At 55.5% G+C, this 15127-nt stretch carries 13 protein-coding genes; 10 read left to right on the top strand and 3 right to left on the bottom strand.

Annotated features, from left to right (window positions below):
- Window positions 1-6: 6 nt before the first annotated feature.
- The gene (locus tag PSSD_RS13445; protein WP_058972579.1) at window positions 7-1140 is read right to left on the bottom strand and encodes an ROK family transcriptional regulator; all 1134 of its coding nucleotides are present in this window, start codon (window positions 1138-1140) and stop codon (window positions 7-9) included.
- 201 nt (window positions 1141-1341) lie between these two features.
- On the opposite strand from PSSD_RS13445, the gene PSSD_RS13450 reads away from it, so the two are divergent.
- From PSSD_RS13450 to PSSD_RS13470, 5 genes are all read left to right on the top strand, one after another.
- On the top strand, window positions 1342-2877 hold the full coding sequence (locus tag PSSD_RS13450; RefSeq protein ID WP_058972580.1) for an ABC transporter substrate-binding protein: 1536 nt from the start codon (window positions 1342-1344) through the stop codon (window positions 2875-2877).
- A gap of 3 nt (window positions 2878-2880) precedes the next feature.
- The gene (locus PSSD_RS13455) at window positions 2881-3801 is read left to right on the top strand and encodes an ABC transporter permease (protein ID WP_058972581.1); all 921 of its coding nucleotides are present in this window, start codon (window positions 2881-2883) and stop codon (window positions 3799-3801) included.
- Window positions 3801-4667: an ABC transporter permease gene (locus PSSD_RS13460; protein WP_058972582.1), complete on the top strand. Its 867-nt coding sequence runs from the start codon at window positions 3801-3803 to the stop codon at window positions 4665-4667. The genes PSSD_RS13455 and PSSD_RS13460 overlap by 1 nt, the downstream gene beginning before the upstream one ends.
- On the top strand, window positions 4664-5596 hold the full coding sequence (locus PSSD_RS13465) for an ROK family protein (RefSeq protein ID WP_058972583.1): 933 nt from the start codon (window positions 4664-4666) through the stop codon (window positions 5594-5596). The genes PSSD_RS13460 and PSSD_RS13465 overlap by 4 nt, the downstream gene beginning before the upstream one ends.
- 218 nt (window positions 5597-5814) lie before the next feature.
- Window positions 5815-7050 carry an MFS transporter gene (locus tag PSSD_RS13470; RefSeq protein WP_058972584.1) on the top strand — a complete coding sequence of 412 codons (1236 nt, stop codon included), beginning with the start codon at window positions 5815-5817 and terminating at the stop codon, window positions 7048-7050.
- A gap of 70 nt (window positions 7051-7120) precedes the next feature.
- Here PSSD_RS13470 and PSSD_RS13475 read toward each other — a convergent pair whose 3' ends face one another.
- Window positions 7121-8002: a LysR family transcriptional regulator gene (locus PSSD_RS13475; protein WP_058972585.1), complete on the bottom strand. Its 882-nt coding sequence runs from the start codon at window positions 8000-8002 to the stop codon at window positions 7121-7123.
- 123 nt (window positions 8003-8125) lie between these two features.
- Between PSSD_RS13475 and PSSD_RS13480 the strand changes: the two genes are divergently transcribed.
- On the top strand, window positions 8126-8851 hold the full coding sequence (locus PSSD_RS13480) for a pirin family protein (protein WP_039332571.1): 726 nt from the start codon (window positions 8126-8128) through the stop codon (window positions 8849-8851).
- 79 nt (window positions 8852-8930) lie between these two features.
- On the opposite strand, the gene iolG is transcribed toward PSSD_RS13480, so the two are convergent.
- A complete protein-coding gene (iolG, locus tag PSSD_RS13485) occupies window positions 8931-9932 on the bottom strand; it encodes an inositol 2-dehydrogenase (protein ID WP_058972586.1) in 1002 nt (333 codons plus the stop codon).
- 238 nt (window positions 9933-10170) lie between these two features.
- Here iolG and PSSD_RS13490 point away from each other — a divergent pair, with 238 nt between their 5' ends.
- From PSSD_RS13490 to PSSD_RS13505, 4 genes are all read left to right on the top strand, one after another.
- Window positions 10171-11196, top strand: a complete 1026-nt coding sequence (locus PSSD_RS13490) for a LacI family DNA-binding transcriptional regulator (RefSeq protein ID WP_058972587.1) — start codon at window positions 10171-10173, stop codon at window positions 11194-11196.
- 275 nt (window positions 11197-11471) lie between these two features.
- Window positions 11472-12038, top strand: coding sequence for a sugar dehydrogenase complex small subunit (locus PSSD_RS13495; protein ID WP_039332568.1), 567 nt, complete (start codon window positions 11472-11474; stop codon window positions 12036-12038).
- 29 nt (window positions 12039-12067) lie between these two features.
- Window positions 12068-13723 carry a GMC family oxidoreductase gene (locus tag PSSD_RS13500; RefSeq protein WP_058972588.1) on the top strand — a complete coding sequence of 552 codons (1656 nt, stop codon included), beginning with the start codon at window positions 12068-12070 and terminating at the stop codon, window positions 13721-13723.
- Window positions 13720-15111, top strand: a complete 1392-nt coding sequence (locus tag PSSD_RS13505; RefSeq protein ID WP_058972589.1) for a c-type cytochrome — start codon at window positions 13720-13722, stop codon at window positions 15109-15111. Before PSSD_RS13500 ends, PSSD_RS13505 begins: the two co-directional genes overlap by 4 nt.
- Window positions 15112-15127 lie beyond the last annotated feature (16 nt).

Raw genomic sequence — 15127 nt, forward strand, 5'->3', positions numbered from 1 at the left:
CCTCCGCTAGTCAGGTAATTGAATGATAAATCGATATGCCGCCACGCTGGCCGCTGCACGCGCCCAGCTCTCGGTATGAATTTCGATGGTAGAAATCGGTGTCTTGCCCATCATGGATGGCAACACGTGGGTGTCTATTGATTGCATCACCACGGTTTTAAGCAGGCCGTCGAAAGCCTGAGGTTGATGGGCGATGACAATCAGCTCAGGATCGTTCATCTGAATGATATTGGCGATGGCGAGGCCCAGCGCATGTCCTGCCTGGTGCAAAATGCTGATCGCCGCGCTGTTGCCTTTCACCGCCTGGGTTTCCAGCGCCGCAAGGGTGTGCGCGTCCAGCGACTTCTCCCGCGCGCTTTCGCGAATAGCGGTGAGCGAGGCGAGGGTGTCGAGGCAGCCGCGTTTACCGCAGCGGCAAGGGCGACCACCAGGTTCAATGGTGCAGTGAGCAATTTCACCCGCGCCGCCGTGTGCGCCGCGATGCAACTGGCCCTGGAAAAAGTGGGCTGATCCAATGCCGTCGCCGTGCGAAATCAGGGTGAAGTTGCGCGCTTTTTTCGCCACGCCAAAAATTTTCTCGCTGACCGCCAGTGCCTTGGCATCGTTCTCCAGCGATACGTCGAGACCCGTTTGCTGTTTAAGCATCTCAGCCAGCGGCACGTCCTTCCAGCCAAGCAGGGCGGACTGCACGCAAACAGCCTGATTTTCATCTACAAAGCCAGACAACGTCACACCTAAGCCAATCAGTTGGTCGGCTGAAATCTCTTGCTGTTTTATTAAGCCTGGAATAGCCGCAGCCAGGGCTGCACTCAGCTGTTGCGGATCAGGATTGAGCGCCATTTGGGTGCTGGCCAACACCAAGCCGTGCATGTCGATCAGCACCATCACAACCTGTTCACCCAGCAACGAGGCACCGAGGAAATAGGCGCTGTCAGCACGCATTTTAAGTAATACCGACGGACGCCCCTGACCGTTTGATTCTGGAATGCTCTCTTCCAGTAATCCGGCATTCAGCATCTCTTTAACCAGCGTGCTAATGGCGGCTTTGCTCAACTTCATGTTTTCCGCAATAGCGGTGCGGCTCAAGCCGTGTGAGGCAATAAGCAGGCGCAGAATTTGTTGCTGGTGGGCATTGAGCATTCAGTTTCTCACTGCAATAGCGATATGCCCTGACAATAATAAGGCTGAAAAACAAATTCAACGTTATTTAGTTAATTTTATGAACGCAGATCTAACTATAAGTAAAATATATGAACCAGCATCTTGGCTTTTGTTTAGAGAATGTGCCTTATATAGCGAGGTTATTTCACCGAACGTTTCAATGATTCATTGAGGGCCTTCATGGAAAGCACACTTAAGCATTTCAAGGTACTGACGCTGGCCGGTTGTATTGTGGCGTCGATGATGAGTTCCGCCGCACTGGCGAGTCAGTTGGTTATCATGCAGAACGAGCCTCCGCGTAGCATGGACCCCGGCAACCAAACGGCGACGTTCACCGGCACGGTGCTGGACCCGATGTACGAAGGCCTGACGCGTCTGGGTGATGACGGAAAAATTAATCCCGCGTTGGCACTGTCGTGGAGCGCGGACAGCAGCGGATTGCACTGGACCTTTAAGCTGCGTCCTAACGTGAAATTCCATGATGGCACGCCGTTTAATGCCGATGCAGTGGTGGAAAACTTCCAGCGCCATTTAGACACTAAACGCGGACTGGCGGGCAGCGGAAAAATCCGCACCTTTATTCAGGACGTGAAGAAAACCGATGATTTAACCGTTGAATTCCAGCTGAAAAAAATTAATCCGGCGTTTTTAACCGTGCTGGCATCCGGCCCTGGTTTAATGGTCAGCCCAACCGCCGATAAAGCGGGCAGCATCAACAATAAAGCTGACGGAACCGGGCCTTATAAGTTGGTGCAATATAAATCCGGCGAATACGTGCTGGAGCAGAAGAACAGCGATTATTGGGGCGAATCCAGCGGGCCTGATGAAATTAAATGGACGTGGAGCAGTGAGCCTTCCGTCATGAACATGGCGCTGCAGTCAGGCCAGGTAGATATTATTAACCCGGTGCCGCCGCAATTTGCCGGGATGTTGAAAAACAATCCCAACGTGAATTTGAAACAGTCACCGGGAGCAGCGGTGTTCTGGGTGGATCTCAATACGCAGAGCAAAGCACTGAGTGATGTGCGAGTGCGCCAGGCCCTTAACCTGGCAACCGACCAGACGGCGTTGGTGAAGGCGATTATGTTTGGTTATGCGCAACCGGCCAACTCCGAACTGGCACCCGTGGATGCCAACTACGACAAGAGTTTGCATGATTACCCGTATGATGTGCAGAAAGCCAAAGATCTGCTGAAAGCGGCAGGCTATGCCGATGGCTTTAGCATGTCGATTGCTGTGCAGGCACCGGATGCGCGTACCGCACAGGTGTTGCAGGGGATGTGGAGTAAAATCGGTGTAAAACTCAACGTGCGCCAGATGGAAAGCGGCGTCTGGACCAAAGCCGCCTTTGCGGACGCCAAAGAGAAAGCCCAGCAGGGTACCGATGCGGTGCTGGCTTCATGGTCATCGGGTCTGTATGGCTCTGACTTGCAACTGCGCCCGCTCTATCACACCGCCAGCTTTGCGCCAGGTGGGGCGAATCTGGGCTTCTTCAGCGACAAGAAAACCGATGATTTAATCGATACCGCTGCCTCTACCCTTGACGATGCGAAACGCAAAGATCTCTATTTCCAGGCACAGAAACAGATCAGCGCATTAGCGCCGCAGGTGTTGCTGTTCTATCAGGACGATCTTTACGCCTCGCGTAAAAATATCAGCGGCGTCACTATGCAGCCCGGCGGACAGATTGTGGTTCGTGATGCGGTGAAGAACTGATCGATGAAAGCGTACGTTGCGAAGAAGGTGCTCTCGCTGCCGCTGATTATTTTCGGCGTCTCGATCATCGTGTTCATCGCCATCCGCGCGTTGCCGGGCGATCCGGCACGCCTGATGGCGGGGCCGGAAGCGCCACAGGAAGCGGTAGACAATATGCGCATCCGGTTGGGGCTGGATCAGCCACTGCCGCTGCAATACGTCAAGTTCGCCACCGACGCTTTGCATGGCAATCTGGGTGAATCCTTACAGTCTCAGCGTCCGGTGATCACCGAAATCAGCGAACGACTGCCTTACACCCTATCGCTGGCGGCGCTGGCGTATTTGCTGGCGATTGCCATTGGTGTGCCCGCAGGGATGACCGGTGCTATTTATCGCCAACGCATTCCCGATCAAATCGTCATGGTGCTCACCATCGCCGGGGCCTCCATCGCCAACTTCTGGCTGGCGCTGTTAGCGATGAACTATTTTGCGGTGGAGTTGGGTTGGCTGCCGCTGTTAGGGGCGGACTCATGGAAAAACTACGTGATGCCCACCGTCACGCTGGCGATTTTGCCGATGGCGATGATTGCCCGCATGACGCGTTCCAGCATGCTGGATGTGCTGAGCCAGGACTACATCCGCACCGCCAAGGCCAAAGGGTTACCTTCCGCCAGCATTCACTGGAAACACGCGCTGCGTAATGCGCTGATCCCGATCGTCACCATAGTGGCGCTCAACTTCGGCAGCCTGATTGGCGGCGCGGTGGTAACGGAATCGGTGTTTAACTGGCCCGGTATTGGTCGTCTGCTGGTGGACTCGGTGAAATACCGTGACTATCCGGTGATTCAGGGCGTCACGCTGGTGGCGGTGACAGGCGTGGTGCTGATGAATTTGCTGGGTGAAATCCTGATTGGTCTGCTCAATCCAAAAATAAGGTTCGATTGATGAACAGCCTCGATACTTCGGTGCTGCCTGCGCGCTCGCGACACCGTCAAATGCTGCGCTTTCTGTTGCGTAACCCATCGATCGCCATCGGCGGCGGGCTGGTATTGTTGGTGGTGTTGGCGGCCGGGTTGGCACCGTTACTGACGCATTGGGATCCGGTGGAGCAGGATTTATTGAACACCTTGCAGGCCCCCTCGGCCGCACACTGGTTTGGTACAGATGACTACGGTCGGGACATCTTTTCCCGCGTGATTCACGGTGCGCGCATTACGTTATTTGAGGTCTGCCTGAGCGTGGCGATCTCGATGGTGATCGGCATTCCGCTCGGTATCATCTCCGGGTTGGCGGGCCGTAAAATCGATGCGCTGGTGATGTGGGTGATGGATATTATTTTCGCTTTTCCCGGCATTGTGCTGGCGATTCTGATCGTGAGTGTGCTCGGCGAAGGGCTGGCCAATATGTTAATCGCGATTTCATTGTTCTCAATTCCGGTGTACGCCCGTCTCAGTCGTAACCTGACGCTTGGCCTTAAGAATATGGAGTACATTGAGGCGGCGCACATGCTGGGCGTGCGCTATCCACGCATCATCACCCATTACATCTTACGTAACTCGATTGGCCCATTGATTGTGCAATCGACGCTGACGGCGGGTGCGGTGGTGCTGTCGGCGGCCAGTTTGTCTTTTCTGGGTTTAGGGGTGCAACCGCCGATGCCAGAGTGGGGCACCATGATGAGCGATGGGCGTAACTTTCTTGGCCTGAATATTTACGTATCGCTGTTCCCCGGACTGGCGATATTGATTACGGTGCTGGGCTTTAATGTGCTGGGCGACGGCCTGCGCGATGTCATGGATAAACGTTTATGAGTACAACACCGGCAGTGATCTGCCTCGATCTCGGTGGTTCGTTCGTCAAGCTGGGCGTGATGGATGCGCAGCAGCAGTTAACGATCCTCGATCAGCAAAAAATTCCCGCGCACAGTTGGTCAGATTTTACCGCACTGATTGTTCGCATGATTGCGGAACATCACGCGCATTTCTGCATCAATTCTCCGCTGGCGATCTCCACCGCGGGCATTGTGGCACCGGACACAGGTGAGATGTTTGCCAGCAATATTCCGGCTTTTCATCAGCGTAATCTCAGCCAGTCGCTGGGCGATTCGTTACAACGTAACGTTATTGTGCACAATGATGCTGACTGCTTCACTTATGCCGAAGCGCTGGCTGGCGTGGGCAAAGGGCACAAAGTGGTGTTTGGTGCCATTCTTGGTTCCGGGGTGGGCGGTGGATTGGTGGCCGATGGGCGCATTATTACCGGACAGAATGGCCTGACCGGTGAGTGGGGCCATGGCCCCATTACTCAGACGGAGATTGAGATCGCGGGTGAAACCCTCCGTTTGCCACGCCAGACATGTCCGTGCGGGCAAAGGGGTTGTCTCGACAGTTATGGTGGTGCGCGTGGACTGGAGAATTTGCATCGTACATTGCATCAGGTGAACGCCAGCAGCGTCGATATCATCACGGGGTGGCAGCAGCAGGAAGCCCAGTCAGCGCTTACGATTCAGGTGTGGTTGCAACTGGTGAGCCAGCCGCTGGCGTACACCATTAATATCACTGGCGCATCGCTGGTGGCGGTCGGCGGCGGGTTGGCCTCGGTGACGCCGTTGATCAATGCGCTGAATGACCAAGTGCAACGTTATGTGCTGCGCAGTACGCAGCACCCGTTAGTGGTGCCAGGTGCGTTTGCCCACCATGGTGGAATGATGGGGGCAGCATTGTTGGCCCAACAACGATAACCGCCCGGTGCGCATCAATGCGCACCCTACGATAAACGGTATCCTTTCAGGTCGGGTCGCCATTTATGGCGACCGCAAAGAATTAATTAGCCGCCACATAATTGTCTGTCATTCAATTCACCCCTAAATCAGTTATCATATGCCGCTTAATCCTTTCAGGCAGACGATGGCGTGACCACGATCTGCACTGAATTCTTCACCTGCGTTTCTGGAAAAACATGTCATCTGTTCAACCCCCACTTAATCAGTTGCCGGACGAGGCATCGCTGCCGCGCGCCAGCGTGCTGAAAGCGCTGTTTGCGCTCGGCACGGGTGGCTTTGCCATTGGTACCGGCGAGTTTGTCATCATGGGCTTGCTGCCTGATGCAGCTAAAGGGCTCAACGTTTCGATTCCTTCAGCGGGCCATTTGATCAGTATTTACGCGCTGGGCGTGGTGATTGGTGCGCCGCTGTTAGCCATACTGGGTGCGCGCGCCTCACGCCGTAACTTCCTGATGACTTTGATGGGCCTGTTTGCGGCAGGCAATCTGCTGAGTTCCATCGCGCCGGGTTACTACTCAATGCTGCTGGCGCGTTTTCTCGCCGGTTTCCCGCATGGCACCTTTTTCGGTGTCGCCGCCTTGGTAGCCGCCGGATTAGTTGAGCGCAAAAAGCGCGCGCAGGCGGTGTCGATGGTGCTGTTTGGGTTGACCATCGCCAACCTGCTCGGCGTGCCTGCGGTGACCGCGATTGGTCAGATATTTGGCTGGCGTGAAGCCTTTGCGATTGTCGGGGTACTGGCGCTGTTGACGTTGGTACTGGTCGGCATGTGGGTGCCAAATGTCGCCGGTGACAAACTGGCCAGCCCGCTGCGAGAGCTTTCCGCACTGACGCGTAAGCAGGTGCTGTTGACGCTGGCGATTGGTGCCATCGGCAGTGGTGGTCTGTTCTCAGTATTCAGCTACGTCAAGCCAACGCTAACCGAACTGGCACAAATGCCGGTGAGTTGGATCCCGGCGGTACTGGCGCTGTTTGGTTTCGGTATGATCATCGGCAACGTGGTGGGCGGAAAACTGGCCGATCGCGGTCTGGAGAAAACCATTCGTCTGGTGCTGATCTGGTCGGTACTGGTGCTGAGTGCTTTCGTGTTCACCGCACACTATGCGTTTGCGGGTTCGCTTAACGTGATGCTGGTTGGCACCATGGTCGCGCTGGCAAGCGTGCTGCAAATCCGTTTGATGGATGTGGCGGGCGATGCGCAAACCATGGCGGCAGCGCTCAACCATTCGGCGTTTAATCTGGCGAACGCCTTGGGCGCGTGGCTCGGTGGCGTGACCATCTCTGCCGGTCTCGGTTGGCAATCCACCGGCTGGGTCGGTGCGATCCTCGCGGTGTTTGGCTTGCTGATCCACGGCATTGCGGTTCGCGATGCGCGCAGAAAGTCGATCACTTTTGCGCACGAAAGTGGCATCTAAGCTGGTGCGCATAAATGCGCACCCTACGGTTTAAGCTGTTGTAGGGGCGCCATTAATGGCGCCCTGGTTTTCAAGCCCCCGCCAGTTTCTCCTGCAAAAACGTCATAAACACCCGGTTCACTTCGCTGCGTTGTCGATGCTGCGGATAGAGCGCATTCAGGTTTAGCGACGCGGGTTGCCACGCATCGAGCACTGTCATCAATTCACCACGGGCGATGGCCGGCGCGACAATAAACTCAGGCAATAGAATCAATCCCAGCCCCGCCACAGCGGCATCGCGCAGCATCTCTCCGTTATTACTGACCATCGGCCCCTGTACCGCCATCACTTTACGCTGGTCGCCGTTAAACAGCTCCCAACCGGTCTGGCTTTCGCGCCCATAGCGCAGGCAGGCGTGCTGCAACAGATCCTCGGGTTCACGCGGTGCGCCCGCGCCCTGAATATAGGACGGGCTGCCACAAATCACGCGGCGGAACACCCCCAAACGTTTGGCAATCAGGCTGGAATCGGGCAGGGTGCCAATACGAATCGCCATATCGAAACCTTCACCCACCATATCGACATAACGATCGGCCAGTTCCACCTGGAACTGCAATCCTGGATGTTGGCTGAGAAACTCGGCGATATAGGGTGACAGATGGCTGATGCCAAAAGACATCGGCACGCTAAGACGAAAGCTGCCCTGTAATACCTGCTGCCGCCCGGACACGGCCTGCTCGGCTTCCTGTATATCATCCAGAATACGCTGCGCGTGCTGGGCAAAGATCTGGCCGTTATCCGTTACGGATAATTTGCGCGTATTGCGATTCAGCAAGCGGGCACCGAGTGACTCCTCTAATGCAGCTATGCGGCGGCTGACATATTGCTTCGACAGCATTAACTGCTCGGCGGCGGCGGTAAAGTTACCGGCCTGAATCACGGCAACATAAATACGGAGATCTTCTATCTGCATATTGTCCACTCAAATGTGACAGTCATTGTCGTTTCAGCGCATTGTTGAGCGAATCAGTTTACGTATACTTATCCTCATTCGGAAGGGCAACCGCCAATCCACAGCACATTTGAGGAGCACACCATGATTGAACAACGTCTGTCAGAGCAACGCGGAGTGGGTGACCACGGTTGGCTGAACTCGCATCATACTTTTTCTTTCGCTAACTATTGGGATCCAAAACAGAGCGGTTTTTCTGATCTGCTGGTGATCAACGATGACCGCGTCGCGCCGGGTCGCGGTTTTGGTGCACATCCACACAACAACATGGAGATCATTTCCTATGTGCTGGAAGGCGCGCTGGAACATAAAGATTCCATGGGTACTGGTTCGGTTATCGTCCCTGGCGATGTGCAGTTGATGAGTGCCGGCAGCGGCGTGACGCACAGCGAGTTCAACCACTCAAAAAGTGATAACGTGCACTTCCTGCAGATTTGGATTGTGCCCGCCGAGCGCAATAGCCAGCCCGGCTATCAGCAGGTTTCAGTGGCTGAGAGTGACAAACGTGGCCAGCTGCGGTTGATCATCTCGCCAGAAGGGCAGAATGGTAGCTTGAGCGTGCGCCAGGATATCCGCATCTACGCGGGATTGTTTGATGGTGCAGAGCAGCAAACCTTCGAGTTAAGTGCCGACCGTTACGCCTATATTCATGTGGCTCGCGGCAGCATTGAAGTGAACGGCGTGAAGTTCAAAGAAGGTGACGGTGCGCGCGTGCGTAATGAAACTGCGCTGCAGTTCAGCAATGGCGATAATGCCGAAGTACTGCTGTTCGACCTGCGTCCACTGGAAGTGAATCATCCACAGCGCTAAGGGCTAAATCGTAGCGGCGCAATTCATTGCGCGCCTTTTTAAATCGCACGATAAATCGTGCCGCTACGAGCTGTGCGGGTTACGACAACAACGACTGCGGTGCCACCGGCTTTCCGCTCTTCAGCGATGCCAGCGCCGCATCCGCCAATAACAACGCCTGCAAGCCATCATTGCCGCTTGGGTAGTGGCCTTCACCTTTAGCTAAGGCTTCGATAAAGGTCGCTAACTCATTGCGATAAGCATCGGCGTAACGCTGCAGGAAGAAGTGCTGCGGTTTTTGTGCCACCACGCCATTAGCGACCGATTTCACCAACTGCGATTCTAGCTGGTTGGTGACCTGCAACATTCCTTCACTGCCGTGTACCTCAATACGCTGATCGTAACCGTAGCTGGCGCGACGGCTGTTGGTGATCACTGCCATCTTGCCACTGGCGCAGGTGAGCGTGACCACAGCGGTGTCCACATCACCCAACGCCTTGATATCCGGGTCTGTCAGTGCTGCGGCACTGGCGTATACCGATACCGGCTCTTCATTCAGCAACCAGCGCGCCATATCAAAGTCATGAATCGTCATGTCGCGGAACAAACCGCCTGAGACTTTGACATAGTCGGCAGGTGGTGCACCCGGATCGCGTGAACTGATGGTGACCAACTCCGTCTCACCGATTTCACCGTCACGCAGGCAGGCCTGCAAATGCGCCATGCTCGGATCGAAACGACGGTTAAAACCAATCATCAACGGCACACCCGCATCACGCACTGTGGCTAAGCACTTCTCGACGCGCGCCAGGCTTAAGTCCACCGGCTTCTCACAAAAGATGGCTTTTTTGGCGCGCGCGGCGGCTTCAATCAAATCAGCGTGGGTGTTAGTGGCGCTGCAAATCGCCACCAGATCAATAGAACTGTCTGCCAGAATAGTGTCCAGATCCGCCACGGTGGCACCGTATTTTTCAGCCAGCGCGTTGGCAGCAGGCGCGTAGACATCCATCACGTAAGCAAGACGACATTGCGGATGCGCAGCAATATTCCCGGCGTGAATCTGACCAATACGACCAGCACCTAACAGAGCAACTTTGAGCATTTTATATTTCCTTTGAGGGCAACAGGTGATGGCGCTATTAATCGATTTTGCCTGCTGTTAAGTCAAAACAAAGCCGAAAAAGGAGAGTGAAAAGATGAGGTCGATCACATGGATATTTGATGTTTAACACCTCAGAAACTAAGTATTGATTGAAATTCATAGTGTTATATCAATTTGATTTGTATCAACTTATCGGGATATTGTTTGCCTATCGAGGTGGAAGACATCAGGAATCGTCATGACGCAACACAACTGGAAATCGCCTTCCATTAAGCACATTGCGCAGGAAGCGGACGTCAGCCCGGCTACGGTGGACCGGGTACTCAATGGACGTGAAGGCGTACGCGAGGTAACGCGTAAAAAAGTCGAAAGCGCTATGGCGCGGTTGGGCATGCTTGCCGGAGAGGAGAGCCGCAATGCAGGCGTACAGTGCGTGGCTATTCTGTGTGAGTCTGGCACCAGCTTCCTCGGGCATCTGGAGCGTCAGGCGCGCGCGGTGATGGCGGAACGACCGCAGTTGCGCATCAGCATTGATACTTTACCGAGTGCCCAGTTCAATGCTGAACGTTTCAGTCAGCTGATTGAACGCCGCGCCGCTGAGGTGAGCGGTATCATTCTGGTTTGTCGCGATGATGTGAAGATCAATCGTGCGGTCAAAGCCGCCATCGCTGACGGCGTGCAGGTGATTTGTCTCACCAGCGATCTGCCCAACTCTCGCCGTACTGCATACGTCGGCATCGATCAAATCGCCTCGGGTGCGACGGCGGGCTGGTTTATGGGCCGCATGTTGCCGCCACAGCAGCCAGGTAACATTCTGCTGATCTGCAGCTCGACCTATCGCACGCAAGAGGAGCGTGAAATTGGCTTCCGCCGCGTGTTACGCGAAGCCTTCCCGTGGCTAACGATTCGCGATCGCGTCAACATCAATGACGAAGCGGAGACCGCCTGGCACAGCGTAAAAAAATGGCTCGACGAGGGGAAACCGATGGCGGGCATTTACAATACCGCCGGGGGAAATGAAGGGGTGGCAAAAGCGCTGGAAGCTTACGGCGTGCAGGATCAGGTGGTCTTTATCGGTCACGAACTTAGCGAGTCCAGCCGTGTGCTGCTGGAACGTGGCGTAATGGATATGGTGTTGGGTCATGATATGCGACGCGAGATCGAGCAGTGTCTGGCGATATTCAACCAGCCAATCAGTGAACGGTCAGTCAATGACATCAAAACCCCGCTGTTGATTTATCACCGCTATTCTTATTTTGCCTGAGTGTGATGAGCGGTGAACCATGCTGGCTACTTTAGTGCTGTTTGGTCGTCATAAATGGCGAGCCTGCGACGAACTTGCTCGTTGTATGTGCGGTGCAACGATATTGCGCACTGCAACTATCTCAGACCCAACAATTTTTGACCTAAATTATCATTTAGAGCTATTCCCACACTGAATAATGGGATTTCGTTCAAATCCTGATAACAGTTTTGCAACTTAGTCGTTAGGATAGCGCCGTTCGGCTTACTCCTCTTTTCTTAGCATCAGGTAACCCCATGAAACGACATTTTGCACCCGAAACCGTTTCTGTCAGTAAAAATGGAACCGGTTCCACTCGCAGGGAATTCCTGCTGGCCACGCTTGGCTTAACCGTGACGGGCGCAGTCGCCGCCCTGCCAGGACGGGCACTGGCCGCTGGCGTGATTCACGCCAGTGACGCGGTGAAACAGTTTGTTCGCGTCTCGCAAGCCATCACTGAACACCAGCATCTGGATGTGGCGCTGGCAGCACGTTTTTACGAGGTGATGGCAACGCGTGACACGCAGTTTGTCCCGCGACTGGCGCAACTCACGACCTTGATAACCCCGCAAATCAGCGCGCAGGATTTTCTGGCCAAGGCCAGCAGCGCGGGGCTGCACGATTTCCTCTATCAAATCGTCACCGCCTGGTACACCGGCACGGTAGGGGATGACTATCACGGCACCCTGGTGGCTTACAAACAGGCGCTGATGTATCAGACGGTCAGCGATGGTCTGGTGGTGCCGACCTACTGCGGCAACGGCCCGATCTGGTGGACCGCACCGGTACCGGATGAGCACAACGGTCATCTCGAACAGCTGTAATTTCCTCAAAAATAAAACGACGAAAAATCATGAAAAAACCAACGTTTACTGCGCAGGGTGATGCCTCCGCAGATATTGTGATTGTGGGCTCAGGTGTGGTCGGTGGTTTGATGGCGAACGAACTCGTCAGCCAGGGCTACTCGGTGCTGGTACTGGAAGCAGGTTTACGTATAGATCGTGCGCAAGCGGTCGAAAACTGGCGCAACATGCCGTTCGCCAATCGCGCCGGGTCAGATTTTCAGGGATTGTACCCGCAATCCAAATTTGCCCCTGCGCCGCTGTATTTCCCGCCAAACAACTATGTCAACGTCACGGGACCGAATGCCTCCAGTTTCCAGCAGGGTTACCTCCGTACCGTGGGCGGCACCACCTGGCACTGGGCGGCATCGTGCTGGCGTCATCATCCCAGCGATTTCGTGATGCAGTCCAAATACGGTGTCGGGCGTGACTGGCCGATAAGCTATGACGAACTGGAGCCCTGGTATTGCCGGGCAGAAAACGAAATTGGCGTGGCGGGTCCGAATGACGTCAGCATGCAGTCGCCGACTGAACGTAGCCAGCCGTATCCGATGGATATGGTGCCGTTCGCGCACGGCGATAACTACTTCGCCAGCGTAGTGAATCCGCATGGCTATAACCTGGTGCCGATTCCTCAAGGGCGCAGCACGCGTCCGTGGGAAGGGCGTCCTACCTGCTGCGGCAACAATAACTGTCAGCCGATTTGCCCGATTGGCGCCATGTATAACGGCATTCACCACATCGAACGTGCTGAGCGTAACGGTGCAGTGGTGCTGGCCGAGGCGGTCGTCTACAAAATCGATACTGATGGCAATAACCGCATCACCGCCGTGCACTGGAAGGATGCTTCTGGCGCATCGCATAAGGCCAGCGGCAAAGCCTTCGCCCTGGCGTGTAACGGAATTGAAACCCCGCGTTTGCTGCTGCTGGCTGCTAACGGCGGCAATCCGAACGGCATCGCCAACGGTTCCGATATGGTGGGCCGCAACATGATGGATCACTCCGGTTTCCACTGTTCATTCCTCACCGAAGAGCCGGTGTGGCTGGGGCGTGGCCCGGCGCAGAGCAGCTGTATGGTGGGTTATCGCGATGGGGAGTTCCGTCGTGATTATTCCGCTAACAAAATGATTCTGAATAATATTTCTCGAGTGGTAGCCGCCACCCAGCAGGCGCTGAAGAAAGGGCTGGTGGGCAAAGCGCTGGATGAAGAGATTCGCTATCGCTCAGTACACAGCGTGGACATTTCCATCAGCCTGGAGCCACTGCCCGATCCAGAGAACCGTCTAACCCTGAGCAAAACGCGCAAAGATCCACATGGACTGGCCTGCCCGGATATCTACTACGACGTGGGGGATTACGTGCGCAAAGGCGCGGAAGTGTCGCACGAGCAGTTGGAGAAGATCGGCAAGTTGTTCAACGGCAAAGAGTTTGCCATCAGCAAAGGATTGAACGCCAACAACCATATCATGGGCGGCGTGATCATGGGCTCCAGCGGTAAGGATGCGGTGGTAGATGGCAACTGCCGTGCATTTGACCATGAAAACCTGTGGTTGCCGGGTGGCGGCGCGATTCCATCTGCCAGCGTGGTGAACAGCACGTTGACCATGGCAGCACTCGGCCTGAAAGCCGCACATGACATCAGCCTGCGCATGAAGGAGTTCGCATGAGAGCACTTCTGTTAGCCACGTTGATCGCCTGTGGCGCCCAGGCGGAACCGCTTGATGTGAGTTTGCTACATCAGGGCGAGCAGGTGGCCACTGCCGCGGACTGCCAGGCGTGCCACACCGCGCCGGGCAGCAAAACCGCTTACAGCGGTGGGTACGGTATCGCTTCGCCGATGGGCACGATTTACGCCACCAACATCACCCCGGACAGCAGCGGAATCGGTCACTACACTGAGGCGCAATTCTCGGATGCGGTACGTCACGGCGTGCGTGCGGATGGGGCACAACTCTACCCAGCAATGCCGTACACTTCGTACAGCATGATGACCGATAGCGACCTGCATGCGCTCTATTACTACATGATGCATGGCGTGAAAGCGCAGGCGCAACACAATCCAGAAACTGATTTGCCATTCCCGTTCAACCTGCGCTTTAGCATGCGCTTCTGGAACATGATGTTTGCCAACGACAAGATGTGGCAGAACGACGGCAGTAAAAGTGCCGAGTGGAATCGCGGTAACTATCTGGTGAACGGCCTGGCACACTGCAACACCTGCCACACGCCACGCGGTTTTATGATGCAGGAGCAGCAACATCAGCCGCTGGCGGGCGGGCCGCTGGGAAGCTGGTATGCGCCCAACATCACCTCGGATGCTATCAGCGGGATTGGTGGCTGGAGCGATGACGAACTGGTGCAGTATCTGAAAACCGGGCGCGCGCCAGGCAAAAATCAGGCGGCGGGCGGAATGGCGGAAGCGGTCGAGCACAGTTTGCAATATCTGCCGGACAGCGATCTGCGCGCGATTGCCACTTACCTGAAAGGCACAACGCCGATTCGCGATGACGGCGATACGCTCCCGGCGTTCAGCTACGGTGCGCCTTATGATGTGGAAAATAGTGTGCGCGGACGCAATCCAAATAACGCGAATCACTCGCTGGATAACGGTGCCGCGCTGTTTAGCGGCAACTGTGCCAGCTGTCATCAGCCGGATGGAGCGGGCAGCAGCAATCAGGCCTATCCTTCGCTGTTCCACAACACCGCAACCGGACTGCGCAATCCCAATAACCTGATTGCCGCCATCCTGTTTGGCGTACAGCGCGACACCGCTGACCATCAGGTGTTGATGCCCGGCTTCAGCTCACCGTCATACGTTGACAAACTGAACGATCAGCAAGTCGCGGACATCAGTAACTTCGTACTGGCGCATTACGGTAATGCCGCTGTGACGGTCACCGCAGGCGATGTGGCGTGGGTGCGGAAAGGGGGGCATCCGCCGCTGCTGGCGCGTCTGCAACCGCTGATGCTGCCGGGAATGATTGGCGCGATCATCATATTGCTGGCGGGAATTGCCGTCTGGCGTGTAATGCGCCGCAAGCGTGGGGCTCCCTAAAAGTCTCTGCGCTGTG

Source organism: Type-D symbiont of Plautia stali (assembly GCF_001485335.1).
Taxonomy (GTDB): Bacteria; Pseudomonadota; Gammaproteobacteria; order Enterobacterales; family Enterobacteriaceae; genus Pantoea; species Pantoea vagans_C.